The organism is Actinoplanes sp. NPDC019969, from assembly GCF_055562375.1.
Genome location: NZ_JBVHFK010000005.1, coordinates 139,762 through 157,779 on the forward strand (window position 1 = coordinate 139,762; position 18,018 = coordinate 157,779).

Genomic DNA, 18,018 nt, shown 5'->3' on the forward strand with positions numbered 1-18,018 from the left:
CCGACGAAAAACGCCCGAGGGCTCGGATGCCCATCAGGCGTCGCGTCGGTGAATTCTGAGTTTTCTGGAAATCAAAACTGCAACGCGCCCAACGTAACACACGATTCGGCGAAGTGTGCGCCGAAACCGGCGTACCCGGGCGTAGGGTCGAAATCAGAGGCTCGGTCGTTGGAGGTGACATGCTCGTCTTCCGCGTGTTCCTGGCCGCTGTGCTGGCACTGTTCACCGGGGTGACGGCCGCCTACGCCGCCGCCGGGCCGGCCGCCGCCGGGATCCCGGACGCGGCGATGATCCAGCCGGACGACCTGGGCGGGGCGCAGCCCTTCCCGGCCGACGCCGAGAGCTTCCCCGCGCTGCGGCCGCCCCGGCCGTGCGGCCTCACCGTCCCGGCGCCGGTCGCCGACCGGGCCGTGTCCGCGGTGATCGACGTCGACCAGGGCCCCGAGGTGGTTCTGGAGTACGTCGCGCTGCACCGCCCCGGCGGCGCCCGCGACTACCTGCGCGGGCTGCGCCGGGCGCTGCGGGCCTGCGACGACGGCACGTGGCGTCTGCTGGCCGCCGGTCCCGACCGGATCGTGCTGCGCTGGACCCGGACGTGGGAGCACGTCGGCGAGCAGATCGTCCACCACACGTTCGTGGCCGTCGCCCGGACCGGCCCGGCGATCGTGCTGGTCGCCGACGCCGGCTGGGAGACCGGCGGCGGCGACCGGGGCCGCGCCGAGACGGTGCTCAGCCGAGCGCTACCGCGGGCGGCCGTCCTTCGTTGAACTGCGTCCGGTACAGCTCCTCGTAACGCCCGCCGGCTGCCAGCAGCTCGGTGTGGGTGCCCCGCTCGGCCACCCGGCCGTCCTCGATCACCAGGATCTGGTCGGCGGCCCGGACCGTGGACAGCCGGTGTGCGATCACCACCGCGGTCCTGCCGTTCAGCGCCTCGCCGAGCGCGGCCTGCACCGCCTGCTCGGAGGTGGAGTCCAGGTGCGCGGTCGCCTCGTCCAGCACGACCACCCGTGGCCGGGCCAGCAGCAGCCGGGCGATGGTGAGCCGCTGCCGTTCCCCGCCGGAGAGCCGGTACCCGCGTTCCCCGACCACCGTGTCCAGCCTGTCCGGCAGTGACCGGATCAGGTCGGCGACGTGGGCCCGGCGCAGCACGTCCCACAGTTCGGCCTCGGTGGCGTCCGGGCGGGCCAGCAGCAGGTTGGCCCGGACCGTGTCGTGGAAGAGGTGCCCGTCCTGGGTGACCATGCCGAGCGACTGCCGCAGCGAGGCGGCGCTCAGGTCCCGGACGTCCACCCCGGCCAGGCGTACCGATCCCGATCCGGTGTCGTAGAGCCGGGGCAGCAGACTCGCCATCGTGGACTTGCCGGCGCCGGACGAGCCGACCAGCGCGACCATCTCGCCCGGCTCGGCCCGGAACGAGATGCCGTGCAGCACCTCCTCGCCGCCACGGGTGTCCAGGGTGGCCACCTCCTCCAGGGAGGCGAGGGACACCTTGTCGGCCGACGGGTACGCGAAGCGGACGTCCCGGAACTCCACCGACACCGGCCCGTCCGGCACCGGCGCGGCCTCCGGCTTCTCCTCGATCAGCGGTTTCAGGTCGAGGACCTCGAACACCCGCTCGAAGCTGACCAGCGCGGTCATCACCTCGACCCGGGCGCTGGCCAGGCTGGTGAGCGGCGCGTACAGCCGGGTCAGCAGGATCGCCAGGGCCACCACCGCGCCCGGCTCGAGCTGCCCGCGCAGCGCGTAGAAGCCGCCCAGCCCGTACACCAGCGCGATCGCGACCGCCGACACCGAGGTCAGCGCGGTCAGGAAGGTCCACTGGGCCATCGCCGTACGGACCCCGATGTCGCGTACCCGCCGGGCCCGTGCCGCGAACTCGGCCGACTCGGACGCCGGATCGCCGTACAGCTTGACCAGCGTCGCGCCGGGCGCCGAGAACCGCTCGGTCATCTGCGTGTTCATCGCCGCGTTGTGCTCGGCCGCCTCCCGTTCCATCCCGGCCAGCCGGCCGCCCATCCGCCGCGCCGGCAGCACGAACACCGGCAGCAGCAGCAACGCGAGAACGGTGATCTGCCAGGAGATCCCGATCATCACGACCAGCGTCAGCGCCAGCCCGACCAGGTTGCCGACCACCCCGGACAGGGTGTCGCTGAACGCCCGCTGCGCCCCGATCACGTCGTTGTTGAGCCGGCTGACCAGGGCGCCGGTCCGGGTCCGGGTGAAGAACGCGACGGGCATCCGCTGCACGTGGTCGAACACCCGGGTCCGCAGGTCGAGGATCAGTCCCTCACCGATCCGGGCGGACAGCGACCGCTGCACCAGCCCCAGGCCGGCCTCGGTCAGCGAGATCACCGCGATCCCCACCGCCAGCATGATCACGAGCCGTTCCTCGCGGCCCTCCACGATGGCGTCGACGACCAGCCCGGCGATCACCGGCGTGGCCACCGCGAGGACCGCCGTCACCACGCTGAGCACCAGGAACCCGGCGAGCAGCCGCCGGTGTGGCCGGGCCAGCGCGAGTATTCGCCGCAGCGTCGCCTTCGAGAACGGCCGTCGGTCCTGCTGCTGGTTGACGATGTGGTGCATCGAGTTCCATGCGGCGTATTCCATGCTCATGTCCCGACCTCACCACTTGAAGCCGGGTGCAGGTCAAGCCGATGACACGGTCGGATCTACGCCTCGGCCGGGGCCTCGCGCAGGGCCAGGGTGGCGTGGACCTGGGCGAGCTGGGTGGTGGCGGTGAGCATCGCCAGGTCGGCGCCGGGCACGTACGGCTCCTCCGAATGATCGTCCTCGTTGATGTTCGTCTGATAGTCGACGAGGCAGATCTGGTAGAGCCGTTCGGCTTCGGCGACCAGTTCAGCGGCACGGTCCGCGTGTTCGTCAGGCGTCATGGTGATCACCATGGCACGCCCCGGCCGGGCGGCTGTCAGCGGCGGTCGAAGGTGGGGTCCCCGTCGCCGTAGTCGACGGCGGCCGTGCTGTCGCCGTACCCGGCCGCGGTGGGGCGCAGCGCCAGCGTGGCGTGCAGCTGGCCGAGCTGGATCGTGGTGTCGAGGTAGCGCCACACCGGCTCGTCGATCTCGTCGCCGGCCTCCACCTGCAGGCGGATGTCGGCGTAGGCCTGCTCGGCCTCGGCGGTGAGCTCCTGGGCGCGGACCTGGTGCTGATCGGGTGTCATATCGATGAGCTTGCCATGTCTGCGCACGTCGCCGGGGCCCGCGCGAGGCGGCGCGGCGGCCGTGGGGACGGCCGCCGCGCCTGGTGGGGAACGGGGTTCAGGGTCGGATGGCGGCGTCAGGCTGCGGCGCAGGAGGCCGAGGGCCAGTTCCAGTTGCCGTTGGCCTGGACGGTCAGGCCGAACGTGTTGCCGCTGCCGTTGGGCCTGGCGACCATCTGCTGGGCGCTCGGCCAGGACGCCGTGGTGTTCCAGGTGTTGATGACCCGTGCGGGGGACGGCAGGTTCAGCGTCACGGTCCAGTTGTTCGAGCCGGTGACGGCGACGTTGAGGTTGTAGCGGTCGCCCCACGACTGCCCGGCGGACAGGGTCGCCGTGCAGGTCCCGGTGGGCGGCGGGGTGGTGGTGCCGCCGCCGGGCGCCACGGCCCGGCCGGTGGACGGCGAGATCATGCCGGAGCACAGGCCGCGGGCGGCGAGGCCCTGGGCGATCCGCGGGATCGCGGCGATCGTGTTGGCCGGCCAGTCGTGCATCAGGATGACCTGGCCGTTGGTGAGCCGGCCGGCGGCGGCCACGATGGCGTCGGTGGAGGCGTTGTTCCAGTCCTGGCTGTCGACGTCCCAGAGGATCTCGGTCAGGCCGTACTTCTGCTCGACCGCGCGCAGTGTCGCGTTGGTCTCCCCGTACGGCGGGCGGAACAGTTTCGGGGTGCCGCCGCCGGCGTTCGCGATGGCGGTCTGGGTCCGGGCGACCTCGGAGTCCATGGCGCTCTGGCTGAGCTGGGTCAGGTGCGGGTGGGTGTAGCTGTGGTTGGCCACCCACATCCCGGCGTCGACCTGGGCGCGGACCAGGGCGGGGTTGGCGGCGGCGTACTGCCCCTGGTTGAACATGGTGGCCCGCAGCCCGTTGTTGCGCAGGGCGGCCAGCAGGTTCGGCGTGCTGCCGGCTTGCGGGCCGTCGTCGAAGGTGAGCCCGACGTAGCCGTTGCAGACGGCGGCTTGCGCGGGTGCGCTGCCGACCGCGACGGCGGCCAGGCCGGCGGTGACCAGGGTGGCGGCGGTGAGAACGACGGATCCGATGCGGGTGGGGTGCTGTGGCATGGCGCTGCGACCTCCTGGGGGAGCCCGGCGGGGAATCCGGGCTTGGGATCGATGGGGAGCGATCCTTGCTGCCAGCGAGTATTGGATGCGCCACGCCTCAGTGTCAACAACTTCCGGAAACATTCCGGAATTGAAACCTACGACTGCCGCAGGTCAAGGGGGAATCGCCAAGGAATAGCCCGAGAGTTTACGGGGGTTGCTTCCGAAACTTACGAGAGCTACCAACCACCCTGGAAGAAGGCCAGCAGAGCGGGCTCCGGGTTCATCGCGGTCGTCGTGTTCGCCGCCGCGATCACGGCCACGAACACCGTCAGCGACACGGTGAAGACCCCGGCCGATGCCAGCACCCGCCGGACCCGCCGGTCCGCCGGCGCGGTCCCGGCGAACCGGCGCCACAGCGTCATGCTCACCGCGGCGAGCCCGAGGGCCGCGAGACCGGCCAGCACTGCCAGCGCCAGGTGGTAACGCGCGAAGTCGCCGACCATGCCGGCCAGCACCGGCGAGGACGAGCCGCTCGCCAGCCCTTGCCGGACCTGTTCCATCACCGCGCTGTCCGGCCCGCCCATCAGGAAGGGCAGCAGCGAGGAGAACGGTGTCACCGCGCCCTGCACGTTCGCCATCACCAGGGCCAGGGAGAACACGGCCAGCAACGTCGCCACGACACCGCCGGCCGCGTAACCGGCGGCACGGCCGGGCGAGACCCGGCCGCGCGCGAACGCCGTCCACAACCGGACGGTGAGCGGGACGAGCACGACCAGCAGCAGCGCGGCCGTCACCGCCTTGACCAGGTGGTACCGCAGCCAGTAGTCGACAAGGCTCTGCATCCGCGGGGACGAGCCGGAGCGCCAGTACTCGCCGAACGCGGTCCGCAGCGCCGCGGCGATGCCGGCCTCGCCGGCGAACCCGCCCTGCGGCCGGGCGCCGGCGATCGGGGCCGGTGCGAGCACGAAGGCGGCGGCAAGGGCCACCGCGAGGCCGGCCGAGGCGGCCGGCCGGGCAGCGATTGATCTGATCCACATGGGACCCACCGTAGCCACGGTTGTCACTCGCCGAAGGCGTCGCTCACCAGGGCGGGCGTCAGGCCGTACGCCGCCGGGTCGTAGGTGTGGCCGGGCGTGGGCGTACCCCGCAGGATCGCCTCGGCGACAGCGGACCGTGCGCCGGGGGACCACCGCGCGCCCAGCCGGTCGTAGATCATCTCGATCGTGCCCAGCGGATCCGCGACGAGGTCCGCGTGCCGCACGTCGATGAACCGGTCCGGATCGTGCCGGGCCCGCGCGGCTCGGAAGCGGCGCAGCCCCCGCGACCACAGCGACAGCTGCGCCCGGCCCAGTGTCGGCCCGGTGAACACCGTGGACCAGCCGGCCGACGCGCGCTCGTTCAGGCTGCACACCGAGGCGATCACGGTCCGCGGGTCCCGGTGCGTCTGGATCACGGTCGCGTCCGGGTACGTCGCGAACAGCGCGTCCAGGGCGAACAGGTGGCTCGGGTTCTTCAGAACCCAGCGGCGGCCCTGGTCGTGCAGGCCGATCAGGCGCAGGTTGCGGCGGTGCCGGGCGTACGCGGGCGTCCAGTCCCGCGCGTCCAGCCACGCCGAATAGCCCGGAATGTACGCCGTGCACTCGAACGACACCGACGTCATCGACTGGCACAGCAGCCGCCAGCACTCCTCGACCCGGTCCGGCCGCATGGGGTGCACCCCGTCCAGCCCGGCCGCGCGGTACGCCTCCCGCAGCGCCACGAACACCGGATGGCTCTCCCACTCCGCGCGCGGCGGCCGTGGCTGCGGCACCTCGGTGAGCCACAGCTCCGGCCCCTGATGCGCCGGGTCGGCGGTGAGCAGCCGGTGCAGGGCGGTGGTGCCGGTGCGCGGCAGGCCGGTGACGAACACCGGCCGTTCGATCGTGACGCGGGCATGCTCCGGGTACTGCCGCCACGCCGCCTCCGCGAGCAGGCGCGAGACCAGGGCGCCGCGCAACAGGCCGCGGGTCTGCTTGCTGCCGGCGGGGGTCAGGGCCGCTTCTTCGGCGTACGCCCGGAGCAGCACCCGCAGCCCTTCGGCGTGATCGTCACCGCCCCCGAAGTCGTCCAGCCCGGTCAGCCTGCTCGCCGACGCGTGCAGGTCGTCCACGGTCCCGACATCGGTGCGCGCACTGGTCGTCAATGGTGGAACTCCCCGCAGTTCACGTCCAGGCACGCCCCGGTGATGCCGCGCGCCAGGTCCGAGGCCAGGAACACGATCGCGTCGGCCACCTCGTCCGGCTCCGGCAGCCGCCGCAGGTCGATGGTCGCCGCCACCTCGTCGTAGATCTGCCGGGCCGGCACGCCCCGCCGCGCCGCCTGGAACTCGAACCAGCCCCGCAACTGATCCGCCCAGATCCAGCCGGGCGCCACCGAGTTGACCCGGACCCCTTGCGGGCCGAGTTCGCTCGCGAGGTTCTGGGCGGCGGCGAGCAGGGCCGCCTTCGCCAGCCGGTACGGCCCGAACGGCCGCCGCGAGTGCCGCAGCACCGCCGAGTTGACCATCACGATCGCGCCCCGCGACTCGATCAGCGCCGGGGTGGCCGCCCGGACCACCCGCAGCGCCGTGACGACGTTGTCGTCCAGCCCGGTCCGGAGCTCGTCCAGGTCGACCCGGCCGAGACTGCGCATCGGCGGCATCGTGAACGCGTTGTGCACCAGCACGTCGATCCGCCCGAACTCGGCGAGCGCCACGTCGATCAGCCGGCGCAGCGCGCCGTCGTCGCTCAGGTCGGTGGGCACGGCGATGGCCCGGCCCTCGACCGACTTCACCACCTCGTCCAGCGTGGCCGCGGTGCGGGCGGCCAGCACCAGTGACGCGCCCTGACCGGCGGCCCGCTGCGCGACCGCCGCGCCGAGCCCCGGCCCGACCCCCGCCACCAGCACCACGTCGCCGTCGAGAAGCACCGGCTCAGCCCAGCATCCGGGCCGCGCAGGCGGCCTGCCGGGCGGCGATCCGTTCCCGCCACGCGGCCGGGCCGACCGGGGTGTGGAACGGCAGGTGTTTCGGCAGGTCGCCGACGGCCACGATGTCGACCGCCGGCCCGTCCGCCTCGGTCAGCTCCCGGGACAGCCGCTGCCAGCGCAACTGCACGTAACCCCGGCGGTGGCCGGTGCGTTCCAGCCAGTTCGCGGCGCCCGGGTTCCGTTCGCTGATCACGTACCGGATCATGCCGTCGGGGTCGATTTTCGCCTGATCACGGGTGAGGCTGGTCTGGTGGTTGACGTAGTCCAGCGACACGTACCACATGCTGCCCAGCTGGATTCCCTGGTACGGCGCGTCACTGGCCGGGACGGTGACGATCATGGCCTGGTCGTCGTCCAGGTCGTAGTGGCCCACCGAGGAGAACTGGGTGGTCAGCCCGCCCGGGGTGGACCGTGGCGGGGTCAGCGTGTTGACCGGCAGGTGCAGGTAGAACCGCTCGGCGAAGGCGAGGAACGTCCGCAGCCGGCTGATCAGGATCTTGCCGGCGACCCCGTACCGCCTGGTCAGCGCATCCAGCGTGGGCGGCGGTGGGGCCGCACCGATCCGGTCCGCACGCTGGATGCGCAGCATCCCGGGCCGCTCGTTCGCCCAGTCGCTGAAGACCTCGCGGACCACCAGCATCCCGGCGCCCTTGAGGCCCGGCCCGAACCAGATCCGGAACGACCCGTCGGGCTCGGGCACGATCTCCCGGTCGTCGAAGGCGGCCAGGCTGCCCGGCACCGCGATCGGCGAGTAGTCGCCGTCGAGGATCTGGAAGCTCAGGTCCACGGTGCTGCCACGCACGCCGGTGACCAGGTACTCGGCGTCGTCGCGCAGCCACGCGTGGAAGTACAGGGTGTCCGGGTTGTCCAGGCCCATCTTGGTGTAGGGGCCGGTGGAGCGTACGAAATAGGGGAATTCCTTCTGGTACGCCCACGCCATCTGCACCGACGCGCGGATGCTGCCGGCCAGGTAGTCGTAGCCCTCGGCGAGGTCCTGGTCGTCCCGCACGTGCGGGGCCGTGGTGATGATCTTCTCGGCCTCTTGGATCGCGTCCGCGAACGGCTTCGTCAGCACCCCTCGACGATAGAACTCGTTCTAGTTTCGGGTCAATGTCGCCTTGACGAGCCGTGATAACAAGTTCCACTCTGGGGAGCGTGCTGGCATATCGGATGACGGACTGGGCGACACCGCCGCGCACTGTCGACGTGGAACAGCCGTCGCCGGGACCCGGCCAGGTGCTGGTGCGGGTCGCCGGGTGCGGGCTGTGCCGGTCCGACCTGACCATGCCGCACATCCCGGCCGCCGCCGGCGAGGCGCTCGGCTGGCGGATGCCGTTCACGCTCGGTCACGAGACGGCGGGCTGGCGGGTGGACACCGGCGAACCCGTCGCGCTGGTCTCCCCGGCCTCCTGCGGGACGTGCCGGTACTGCGTACGCGGCCGGGACAGCGGATGCCCCGCCGGGCTCGCCGGGCGGGGGTACGGACGCGACGGCGGCCTGGCGCCCTACGTGCTGGTCGACGATCCACGGGCCCTGCTGCCCCTCGGCGACCTGGACCCACGGCACGCCGGGCCGCTCACCGACGCGGGCGCGACCGCCTACCACGCGGTCCGGCGGGCCCTGCCCCGGATCGGTCCCGGCGGCACCGCGGCGGTGATCGGCGCGGGCGGGCTCGGCGCGTTCGCCGTCCAGTTCCTGCGGATCCTCACCGCCGCCACCGTCGTCGCGATCGACCCGTCACCGGCCCGCCGTGACTACGCACAGTCGATCGGCGCGCACGTCGCCGCCTCCGCCGCCGACGCGATCGAGGCGGACGTGGTGCTCGACTTCGTCGGAACCGACGAGACGATCGCGGCCGGGATCGCGGCGGTCGGCACCGGCGGCGCGTACGGGCTGATCGGCTCGGCCGGCGGCCGGCTCACCCGGCCGTGGTTCTCGGCGCTGCCCCGCGACGGCGAGGTGTTCACCTTCCAGGGCTCGTCGATCGCCGACGCGCAGGACGTGATCGGGCTGGCCCGCGCCGGTCTGATCCGCAATCAGGTCGAGGAGTTCGCCTTCGGTGAGATCGAGCAGGCGTACGCGAAACTCGCTGCCGGCTCCCTCACCGGCCGCGCCGTCGTCGTCTTCGGCTGAACGATTGAGTGCACCCGGTTCGCGGGTAAACCCCCGGCTGGTTCTCAGGGCTGTCTCCGGGCGCGCGAGACAGTCCTGAGAACCAGCCGGGGGTTTCACGAACGACGGGGAGCGCGGATGAAACGCCGGCCACAGTGGAGCCGTTGCCTGATCATCGGGCTGATGTGGGCCGGGTTCTCGTACGTCTTCGTGGCGGACGGGCCGCGCACCGTCACCCAGGCCGTCGTCCATGTGGCCGGCGGCGTGCTGATCGGGCTGGTGCTGTGGCCGCTGATGCGAGCGTCGGAGCGGCGCGTGTTCGGCGACCTCACCGACGCGGAACAGGAGACGGTGGTGCGGGCCGTCTCCCGGGCGGAACCGCCGGAGGACCCGCGACTGCGGGAGGCGGCGATCCGCCTGGCCCGGCGGTGGCAGCGGCGCCGGGCGGGCACGGTCACGCATGTGATCCTGTTCGGGGCGTTCACCGTGCTGTCGGTCTGGCTGGCGGTCACCCTCGTGTGGTGGGCCTGGATCGGGCTGGTGTTCTTCCCGGTCGCCGGGTGGCTGTCGGCGCGGTACGAGCAGCGGGTACGCACGTCAGCGGACCGGTTCCTGAGCGCTGCCGTCCGGTGACCGGGTTGTCTCCCGTGAACTCCCGGGAGCGGTTGTGGGGCCGTGGACCGTACCGAATCAGGGGTTTCGCCAGACGGTGAAAGCCTGCTGGAGACGCCAGGATCCGTCGGGGACGCGCGCCTCGTTGCGCCACCGGAACGTGTCCGGCCGCAGGTCGGAGAAGGTCCAGCGGAGGTCGCCGCCGTCCAGGACGATGCCGTCGGCGGTGGGTTCGGCCAGGAACGTGTGCACGCGGCGGCGGCCCGGGCCGACCCAGGTGGAGCGCCACACGCCGGGCCCGGCGGACGGGTCGGGGAAGCGGACGCTGACGCCGTGCTCGACGCCGGGCAGGATCCAGACGTCGGTGGTGGCGTGGCCGCCGAGGGCATACCCGAAGTGCCACTCGCCGCGCCGGACCGTGGTGCTCCCGTCCGGCTCGTACTCGGTGCAGTCGAGCGCCCAGGAACCGGTGAACCGGCCGAACAGGCTGAGGTCGGCGCCCGGCGCGGGCCCGTCGGCGAAGAAGGGGATTCCGCTCACCCGGCCGACGGTAGCCGATCGCCGGCCGTCGCCGGGACCGGTTTTCGGCGGCGGGAAACCCGCCTGAGCGACGGCTGGCGAACGTCAGCTCAGTGGGACGATGAACCTCTCCGCGAACCGTTTCAGGGCGTCGCGCTTCTCCTGGAGCGGGGCGCCGGGGTCGCGCCACGGCATGACGATCGCGTCCGTGACACCGATGTCGGCCTGCCGCCGGAAACCGTCGAGGCCCCGCTGATCGATGCAGACGGCCTGGATCTCGAACGGCACGTCCGAGCGACCGTACGAGGCCCGCAGCTCCGCCAGCCTGCCGATCGCCGATCGAAGCTCGTCGAGCGTCATCATCGCCGACGACCAGCCGTCACCGATCCGGGCCGCCCGGCGCAGCGCCGGCTCGGAGTGCCCGCCCACGTAGAACGGCACCGGCGCGGACGGGGCCGGGCTCATCTGCAGCTTCTCGAACGAGAAATGCCTGCCGTGGAACTCGGTCATGCCGCCGGCCAGCACCCGCCGCAGCACCTCGATCGCCTCGTCGGCGCGGGCCCCGCGGTCCCGGAACGGCGCACCGCACCAGTGCGACTCCTCCGGCGACCAGCCGAGCCCGACCCCGAGACCGAACCGGTTGCCGGTCAGCACCGCCACCGACCCGACCTGCCGGGCCAGCAGCAGCGGATTCCGCGGATCGAGTTTGAGGACCTGCGTGTAGAACCGGATCCGCGAGGTGACCGCGCCCATCGCGCCGGCCGCGACCATCGGGTCCGGCCAGGGCGTGTCGGCGTTCCAGAAACGGCTGCCGTCCGGCGTGTACGGGTAATCCGCCGACACGTGCTCGGAATAGAACAGCGAGTCCGGCAGCGCGATCGACGCGAACCCGCACTCCTCAGCGGTCCGGGCCAGCTCGGTCAGCTGATCGAGCGGGCTCAGCGCGATTCCCACTGTGAACTTCACTCACAACACCTCGGCCAGGTCGAGCAGTTGGGTGGTGGCGCCGCCGAGCAGGAACTCGTGGTACTCGGCGGCCAGGACGTAGGGGTGCAGCGGATGGTCCATGTCGATCCCGACGCCGCCGTGCACGTGGACCGCGGCGTGCAGGACCCGGTGCCCGGCCTCGGCGGCCCAGAACCCGGCGGTGGCGATCTCCGCCGGTTCCGGCGTGCACACCGCCTGCCACAGGGCCAGCCGCAACGCCTCCACGTCGATCCACGCGTCGGCGAGCCGCTGCGACACCGCCTGGAACGAGCCGATCGGGCGGCCGAACTGGACCCGCTCCCGGGCGTAGGCGGCGGTCATCTCCAGCGCCCGTTCGACGATGCCGAGCTGGGTGGCGCAGGCGCCGACGGTCATCCGGGCGCGCAGCCACGCGGCCCCGGGGATCCGCGGCGCCCCGCCGGGCAGCCCCAGCACCCGCCCGGCGCCGGGGCTGCCGGACACCTCCTGCGGCTGCACCCGCGGCCGGAGCAGGGCGATCTCGTCGTCCACCGGCTCCAGGACCAGCGCCGCCCCGGTGGCGGCCGGGGTGGAGGCGGCGCCGGCCACGGTCAGTGTCAGCTCGCCCCGGCCGGCCGGGACGGCCCACTCGGTGACCTGCTCGTCGGCGCCGAACCGGGCGATCGCCGAGGCCGCCCCGACGATCGACGGCAGGTAGGGCACGGTGGCGGCGTGCCGGCCCAGCTCGATCAGGACCGCGCACTGCTCCGGCAGGCCGTAGCCCTCCCCGCCGGCGCGTTTCGGCAGGGCCGCGGCGAGGACCCCGGCCTCGGCCAGCGCCGGCCACAGCGGGCGGCCGGACGCGGCGAGATCCCGGGTCAGGCGGGCCAGCTCCCGTGCCTCACCACTGAGCGTGAAATCCACTGTCCGCCCCTAACGCTTGACCGGCAGGCCGAGCGCCCCGGCCGCGATGATGTCGCGCTGCACCTCGTTGGTCCCGCCGCCGAAGGTGAGGATCAGCGACGACCGGTACATCCGCTCGATCCGGCCGGCGAGGACCGCGCCCGGCGAGCCGGCCCGGATCGTGGCGGCCGGGCCGATGATCTCCATGAGCAGCCGGTACGCCTCGATCGCCAGCTCCGTGCCGTACACCTTCCCGGCCGACGCCCGCGGCGCCACCGGGGAGTCGTCGGCGACGCAGGCCCGCCAGTTGAACAGCTTCAGCGCCTCGGTCTTCGCGTGCACCCGGGCCAGGTGCAGGCGCACCCACTCGTGTTCGATCCGGCCGCTGGCGGCGGCCCAGGCCCGGACCTCCCGCAGCGCGCGTTGCAGCGGCGCGGCCGAGGTGAGCGCGACCCGCTCGTGGTTGAGCTGGTCGGTGATCAGCCGCCAGCCCTGGTTCTCCGCACCGACCAGGGCGGACGCCGGGACCCGGACGTCGTCGTAGTAGGTGGCGCTGGTGGACGGGCCGGCCACGGTGCGGACCGGGGTCCAGGAGAAGCCGGGCGCGTCGGTCGGCACGATCAGGATCGACAGGCCGTGGTGGCGGGGCGCGTCCGGATCGGTGCGGCAGGCCAGCCACACGTAGTCGGCGTACTGGATCAGGCTGGTCCACATCTTCTGGCCGTTGATCACGTACTCGTCGCCGTCGCGGACCGCCCGGGTCCGCAGCGCGGCCAGGTCGGTGCCGGCGGACGGTTCCGAGTAACCGATCGCGAAGTGCGCCTCGCCCGCCTCGATCCTCGGCAACAGGGCGGCCTTCATCTCCTCGGAGCCGTGCCGGGCGATGGTCGGGCCGACCGTGTAGAGGGTCAGGAACGGCACCGGCACCCCGGCCAGGGCCGCCTCGTCGGCGAAGATCAGCTGGTCGAGCCGGGACCTGCCGTCGAGGGCCAGCCAGCCGTCCCGCCCGAGCTGCCGGACCACCTGCTTGTAGGCGGCGCCGTCGCCGTACTCGCCGGCGCCGTCCTCGATGCCGGCGCGCAGGGCGGGCGTCATCAGGGTGGCGAAGTAGTCCCGCAGCGAGGCGCGGAGCTTCTCCTGCTCGGGTGAGTATCCGACGTGCACAGCGCACCTCGATCCCGGTAAGTTAGAACACGTTCTATCACGATGGGGCGGGGAGGCGTCAACGGTGGAGGCTTATCTGGTGGGCGCGGTGCGTACCGCTGTGGGCCGCCGGGACGGGATGCACGCGGCGACCCATCCGGCGGATCTGGCCGGTGGGGTGCTGAACGCCCTGATCGAACGCACGGGGGTGGATCCGGCCGCGGTCGACGATGTGATCCTCGGGTGTGTCGACACGGTCGGGCCGCAGTCGGGGGACATCGCGCGGACGGCCTGGCTGGCGGCCGGTCTGCCGGAACATGTTCCCGGCGTGACGGTGGACCGGCAGTGTGGGTCGTCGCAGCAGGCGGTGCACTTCGCGGCGCAGGCGGTGATGAGTGGGACCGCTGATCTGGTCGTGGCCGGGGGAGTGCAGAGTATGAGCCAGGTTCCGATCAGTAGCGCGATGGCGCCGGCCGGCCCGTACCGGGGCTCCCAAGGATGGATGAGTCGGTATAGATCAGCGGAAGTCAGTCAGTTTGCCAGTGCGGACGAGATTGCGGTCAGGTGGGCGTTGTCGCGTGAGGAGATGGAGATTTTCGCTCTCTCAAGTCACGAAAAAGCCTTGAAAGCCGTGATGAATCGAGCATTTGGGCTTGAGATCTGTGATGGCGGGGACGACGAGTGCCCTAGGCGTGACACGAGCGCCGGGAAAATGTCCCAACTGCGCACGCTGCGCGACGGTGGGAGAACCACGGCCGCCATGGCCAGCCAGATCGCCGACGGAGCCGCCGCCCTGCTGATCGCCGGGGAACAGGCCGTCCGCGACCACGGCCTCCGGCCCCGCGCGAGGATCCATCACCTCTCCGCCCGCGGCGACGATCCGATCCTCATGCTCACCGCCCCGATCCCCGCCACCGCCCACGCCCTCCGCCGTACCGGCCTGACCGTCGGCGACATCGACCGTTTCGAGGTCAACGAGGCCTTCGCCAGCGTCGTCCTGGCCTGGCTGCGGGAGACCGGCGCCGATCCCGCCCGGGTCAACGTCAACGGCGGCGCGATCGCCCTCGGCCACCCGCTCGGCGCGACCGGCGCCCGCCTGATGGTGTCGTTGCTGCACGAGCTGGAGCGATCCGGCGGACGGTACGGCCTGCAGACCATGTGCGAGGGCGGCGGCCAGGCCAACGTCACGATCATCGAACGGCTGTGAGCCGATCCAGCCCGTCCGAGGCCTCCTTCATGATCCGGTCGATCAGCTCGGCGCAGGACGGCAGGTCGTCGATCAGCCCGGCGACCTGCCCGGCCGACATCACCCCGTACTCCGGCCGCCCCTCCACCATCGCCGTGCGCAGCAGCACCGGCGTGCCGGCGGCCATCAGCGTCTGCGCCCAGCTCAGCTCCCGCCCGTGCCGCGCCGCGCGTCCGGCCCGCACGAGCTGCGGCCAGGAGAGGCCGGCGAGACGCCGGAACGCGACGGCGTGCCGGGCTGCTCCGATCAGCGCGCGCACGCTTCCCGATTTCTCCAACCCCGCGATGTACGGGGTACGCAGCACCCGGTGCGGCACACCGTCCACCCGGGTGGTCACCACCGTCCCGGTGACGGGCGCGTCGAGGTAGAGCCGTTTCACCCGCTCACCGACCGGGCTGTCGGAGGTCAGCAGGAACCGGGTGCCCATCGCGATCCCGGCCGCCCCGTACGCCAGCGCCGCCAGGAGCCCGCGCCCGTCGAAGTAGCCGCCGGCCGCCACCACCGGGATCCCGACCGCGTCCACCACCTGCGGGACCAGCAGCGACGTCGGGACCGGCCCGGTGTGCCCGCCGCCCTCGCCGCCCTGCACGAGCACCGCGTCCACGCCCCAGGCGGCGACCTTCTCGGCGTGCCGGCGGGCGCCCACCGACGGCATGGTCAGCAGCCCGCCGTCGGCGCAGCGGCGGATCAGGTCGCGGTTCGGGGCGAGGGCGAACGAGGCGAGCCGGACCTGTTCCCGGATCAGCAGGTCGATGCGTTCGCCCGCGTCGGGGGCGTCCGCCCGTACGTTCACCCCGAACGGTCCATCGGTTCTCGTCCTTATCTCCCGAATGGTGTCGCGCAACCGGTCGAGGGACATGGTGGCGGCGGCGACGATGCCGAATCCGCCGGCCTCGGTGACGGCGGTGACGAGCCGCGCGCCGGCGACGTAACCCATTCCGGTCTGCACGATCGGGTGCCGGCAGCCGAGCATCGCGGTGAGCGCCGTTCTCATCCGATCTCCCGTTCCCGTTGCCCGGCCGGGTCGAGATGCTCCCGGATCAGTTTCCGTTCGGCGTCGGCCGGTTCACGGGTCGACGGCACGTCCGCCGGAACGGTCAGCGGAAATCCGGTGGCGGCCACGACCTCGTCGACGGTCACGCCGGGATGAACCGATCGCAGCCGCATCGAACGGTCCGGGGTCGCGAAATCGAGCACCGCCAGATCGGTGACGACCCGGCGGATCTCGTGGGCGTTCCGGTCGTGCCCGACCCCGGAGACCATGTCGACGTGCTCGACGAAGACGCGCGGGGAATGGCGCGGGATCCAGTAGCTGACCGGATGGTTCACGGTGTTCCCGGGCGCCCCGCGCACACACAGCAGCTGCGATCTCGGGCGTTCCCAGGGCCCGACGCAGGAGATGTTGGAATTGCCGAACCGGTCGAGCTGACTCGCCCCCATCATCACGTGCCGGGCGCCGGCCGCGACCATCGTGAACACCGCCCGGAACGGCAGCCACCCCTCCGGCTCGTCGTCGCGCAGCAGGGTCGCCTCCCCGTCGGTGACCAGCAGCTCCGGGGCGAACGTGAGCTGGGCCAGCCGGGCGCCGAGCCGCGGGACGAGCCCGGCGAAGCTCGCCAGGATCGCGCCGTCGCCGCGCCACGCCTCGGCGCACGCGACCACACAGACCTCGGCCCGGGTCACCGCCCCACCGCCTGCTGATAGCCGGCTTCGTCGCCGTCGAGATAGCGGGCCCGGAACGTCTCCCACTCGGTGTTCGCGTACTCCCGCTGGAACGCCTCGTCGCGCCCGTAATCGGGGACGCAACTAGTGAAATGGGCGCCGTTCGGGGTTTCCGTGACACCGTCCACCATCGATCTGTTGAGCAGCAGCGTCTGCGGCGGGCCACTGCCGAACAGGTCCGTCTCGAGGCGTTCGCAGGTGAGGAAGCGGCGTTTCGCGGCCAGGCAGAACAGGTCGTCGAAATACGGGTCCGGCCCGAGATAGCGGCCGTTGCCGTGGGTGTCGGCCCGGTTCAGGTGAACGAACGCGACATCAAGCCTGATCGCCGGCATCGCGACGAGTTCGGTGTCGTCGGGATAGGGGGAGCGGATCGTCCGCAGCCCCGGATTCACCCGCATCACGTCGGAGCCGAGCCCGGCCCGGATCGGCAGGAACGGCAGCCGGTGGGCGGCCGCGAGGAGTCCCCAGTGGAGCATGCCCTCGTCGTACTCGGTCAATCGGATCGTGCCGTCGCTGCGGGCCCGGCGGAAATGCGGTTCGAGCGGAATGCTGTCCAGGGACACGAAACCGGTGACCACCCGGCGCACGCACCCGGCCGCCACCAGGATCCCCACGTCCGGCCCGCCGTAACTCACCAGGGTCAGATCCCGCCGCCCGGCCCGGACCAGCGCCCGGACCAGCGCCATCGGCTTGCGCCGCGAACCCCAGCCGCCGATCCCGACGGTCATCCCGTCGCGGACCTCAGCGACGGCGTCCTCGATGCTCACGACCTTGTCCACGACTCACCGCTCCTCCAGGAACCGCTGCCGGGCCCGGTCGCCGGCCCCGTTCAGATCGAGTTCGAAGGTGAACCCCTGCTCGAACCGGTAGGACCGCTTCACGTCGACCGGGTCGATCCCGTTCAGCGACTCCTTGGCCCGCCGGATGACCAGCGGATCCTTGGCGGCGATCTGCTCCGCGACCCGCCGCGCCGCCCGCCGCAGCCCAGCCGCCGGCACCACCTCGAGGACCGTCCCGAACCGGTGCAGCTCCCACGCCGTGACCGGCCGGCAGGTGTAGACCATGGTCCGCATCAGCTGGTGCGGCACGAGGCGGGCCAGGTGGGTGGCCGCCCCGAGCGCGCCGCGATCCACCTCGGGCAGCGCGAACGTGGCGTCGTCCGAGGCCACCACCAGGTCGGCGGTGCCGGCCAGCCCGACCCCGCCGCCCAGGCAGTAGCCGTGCACCGCGGCGATCACCGGCACCGGGCAGTCGTAGACGGCAGCGAACGCCGCCGCGCAGCCCCGGTTCGCCGCGAGCAGCGCCTCGTGTCCCGCGGTGCGCTGCATCTCCTTGATGTCGACGCCCGCACAGAAGCCCCGGCCCTCGGCGGCGAGCACCACCGCCCGGGTCCGCGGGTCGGCGCCGGCCTCGTCCACGGCGTCGGCGAGCGCGTGCCAGCCCGCCGCCGGCAGCGCGTTGACCGGCGGAAAGTCGACGACCACCTCAGCGATCGCGCCCCGGTGCAGATCGATCCCCACGTCGGCAGGCTAACCTAGCGCTTGCTTGGG

Annotated in this window: 20 protein-coding genes; 4 read left to right on the plus strand and 16 right to left on the minus strand. The window is 72.3% G+C overall.

Annotation, left to right across the window (positions count from 1 at the left end):
- The first annotated feature begins 179 nt into the window (after window positions 1-179).
- On the plus strand, window positions 180-767 hold the full coding sequence (locus ACZ3II_RS16720) for a hypothetical protein (protein WP_465518538.1): 588 nt from the start codon (window positions 180-182) through the stop codon (window positions 765-767).
- On the opposite strand, the gene ACZ3II_RS16725 is transcribed toward ACZ3II_RS16720, so the two are convergent.
- The 8 genes from ACZ3II_RS16725 to ACZ3II_RS16760 all read right to left on the minus strand — a co-directional run bounded on the left by ACZ3II_RS16725 (window position 730) and on the right by ACZ3II_RS16760 (window position 8,341).
- A complete protein-coding gene (locus ACZ3II_RS16725) occupies window positions 730-2,616 on the minus strand; it encodes an ABC transporter ATP-binding protein (protein ID WP_465518539.1) in 1,887 nt (628 codons plus the stop codon). The genes ACZ3II_RS16720 and ACZ3II_RS16725 overlap by 38 nt on opposite strands.
- Before the next feature lie 56 nt (window positions 2,617-2,672).
- Window positions 2,673-2,894 (minus strand): hypothetical protein, encoded by a 222-nt coding sequence (locus ACZ3II_RS16730; RefSeq protein WP_465518540.1) that lies wholly within the window; start codon window positions 2,892-2,894, stop codon window positions 2,673-2,675.
- 35 nt (window positions 2,895-2,929) lie between these two features.
- The gene (locus ACZ3II_RS16735; protein ID WP_465518541.1) at window positions 2,930-3,181 is read right to left on the minus strand and encodes a hypothetical protein; all 252 of its coding nucleotides are present in this window, start codon (window positions 3,179-3,181) and stop codon (window positions 2,930-2,932) included.
- Between the two features lie 116 nt (window positions 3,182-3,297).
- Complete coding sequence (locus tag ACZ3II_RS16740; protein WP_465518542.1) at window positions 3,298-4,278, minus strand: polysaccharide deacetylase family protein; 981 nt, start codon at window positions 4,276-4,278, stop codon at window positions 3,298-3,300.
- Window positions 4,279-4,496: 218 nt separating this feature from the next.
- On the minus strand, window positions 4,497-5,297 hold the full coding sequence (locus ACZ3II_RS16745; protein WP_465518543.1) for a hypothetical protein: 801 nt from the start codon (window positions 5,295-5,297) through the stop codon (window positions 4,497-4,499).
- A gap of 23 nt (window positions 5,298-5,320) precedes the next feature.
- Window positions 5,321-6,442: a sulfotransferase family protein gene (locus ACZ3II_RS16750; protein WP_465518544.1), complete on the minus strand. Its 1,122-nt coding sequence runs from the start codon at window positions 6,440-6,442 to the stop codon at window positions 5,321-5,323.
- Entirely contained in the window at window positions 6,439-7,206 is a 768-nt protein-coding gene (locus ACZ3II_RS16755; RefSeq protein ID WP_465518545.1) for an SDR family oxidoreductase, read from the minus strand. The genes ACZ3II_RS16750 and ACZ3II_RS16755 overlap by 4 nt, the downstream gene beginning before the upstream one ends.
- A gap of 4 nt (window positions 7,207-7,210) precedes the next feature.
- Window positions 7,211-8,341: a hypothetical protein gene (locus tag ACZ3II_RS16760; protein ID WP_465518546.1), complete on the minus strand. Its 1,131-nt coding sequence runs from the start codon at window positions 8,339-8,341 to the stop codon at window positions 7,211-7,213.
- A gap of 80 nt (window positions 8,342-8,421) precedes the next feature.
- Between ACZ3II_RS16760 and ACZ3II_RS16765 the strand changes: the two genes are divergently transcribed.
- Window positions 8,422-9,399, plus strand: a complete 978-nt coding sequence (locus ACZ3II_RS16765) for an alcohol dehydrogenase catalytic domain-containing protein (protein ID WP_465518547.1) — start codon at window positions 8,422-8,424, stop codon at window positions 9,397-9,399.
- A 117-nt stretch (window positions 9,400-9,516) separates the two neighbouring features.
- On the plus strand, window positions 9,517-10,011 hold the full coding sequence (locus ACZ3II_RS16770) for a hypothetical protein (RefSeq protein ID WP_465518548.1): 495 nt from the start codon (window positions 9,517-9,519) through the stop codon (window positions 10,009-10,011).
- A gap of 57 nt (window positions 10,012-10,068) precedes the next feature.
- Here the strand turns inward: ACZ3II_RS16770 and ACZ3II_RS16775 are convergent, their stop codons facing one another.
- The 4 genes from ACZ3II_RS16775 to ACZ3II_RS16790 form a co-directional block, all read right to left on the minus strand.
- Window positions 10,069-10,530, minus strand: a complete 462-nt coding sequence (locus ACZ3II_RS16775; protein ID WP_465518549.1) for a hypothetical protein — start codon at window positions 10,528-10,530, stop codon at window positions 10,069-10,071.
- A gap of 84 nt (window positions 10,531-10,614) precedes the next feature.
- Window positions 10,615-11,475: a TIGR03619 family F420-dependent LLM class oxidoreductase gene (locus tag ACZ3II_RS16780; protein WP_465518550.1), complete on the minus strand. Its 861-nt coding sequence runs from the start codon at window positions 11,473-11,475 to the stop codon at window positions 10,615-10,617.
- Window positions 11,476-12,378 carry an acyl-CoA dehydrogenase family protein gene (locus tag ACZ3II_RS16785; RefSeq protein WP_465518551.1) on the minus strand — a complete coding sequence of 301 codons (903 nt, stop codon included), beginning with the start codon at window positions 12,376-12,378 and terminating at the stop codon, window positions 11,476-11,478. It abuts the gene before it with no gap.
- Between the two features lie 9 nt (window positions 12,379-12,387).
- Complete coding sequence (locus tag ACZ3II_RS16790; RefSeq protein ID WP_465518552.1) at window positions 12,388-13,521, minus strand: acyl-CoA dehydrogenase family protein; 1,134 nt, start codon at window positions 13,519-13,521, stop codon at window positions 12,388-12,390.
- A 64-nt stretch (window positions 13,522-13,585) separates the two neighbouring features.
- Here ACZ3II_RS16790 and ACZ3II_RS16795 point away from each other — a divergent pair, with 64 nt between their 5' ends.
- Entirely contained in the window at window positions 13,586-14,707 is a 1,122-nt protein-coding gene (locus tag ACZ3II_RS16795) for an acetyl-CoA C-acetyltransferase (RefSeq protein WP_465518553.1), read from the plus strand.
- Here the strand turns inward: ACZ3II_RS16795 and ACZ3II_RS16800 are convergent.
- Genes ACZ3II_RS16800 through ACZ3II_RS16815 form a run of 4 tightly spaced genes read right to left on the minus strand, consistent with a single transcriptional unit; the run spans window position 14,691 to window position 17,988 of the window.
- Entirely contained in the window at window positions 14,691-15,740 is a 1,050-nt protein-coding gene (locus ACZ3II_RS16800; protein ID WP_465518554.1) for an NAD(P)H-dependent flavin oxidoreductase, read from the minus strand. The two genes, ACZ3II_RS16795 and ACZ3II_RS16800, sit on opposite strands and share 17 nt — an antisense overlap.
- Entirely contained in the window at window positions 15,737-16,429 is a 693-nt protein-coding gene (locus tag ACZ3II_RS16805) for a CoA-transferase subunit beta (RefSeq protein ID WP_465518555.1), read from the minus strand. The genes ACZ3II_RS16800 and ACZ3II_RS16805 overlap by 4 nt, the downstream gene beginning before the upstream one ends.
- Complete coding sequence (locus ACZ3II_RS16810) at window positions 16,426-17,247, minus strand: CoA transferase subunit A (protein WP_465518556.1); 822 nt, start codon at window positions 17,245-17,247, stop codon at window positions 16,426-16,428. Before ACZ3II_RS16810 ends, ACZ3II_RS16805 begins: the two co-directional genes overlap by 4 nt.
- Window positions 17,248-17,250: 3 nt before the next feature.
- A complete protein-coding gene (locus ACZ3II_RS16815; RefSeq protein ID WP_465518557.1) occupies window positions 17,251-17,988 on the minus strand; it encodes an enoyl-CoA hydratase family protein in 738 nt (245 codons plus the stop codon).
- Between the last annotated feature and the right edge of the window lie 30 nt (window positions 17,989-18,018).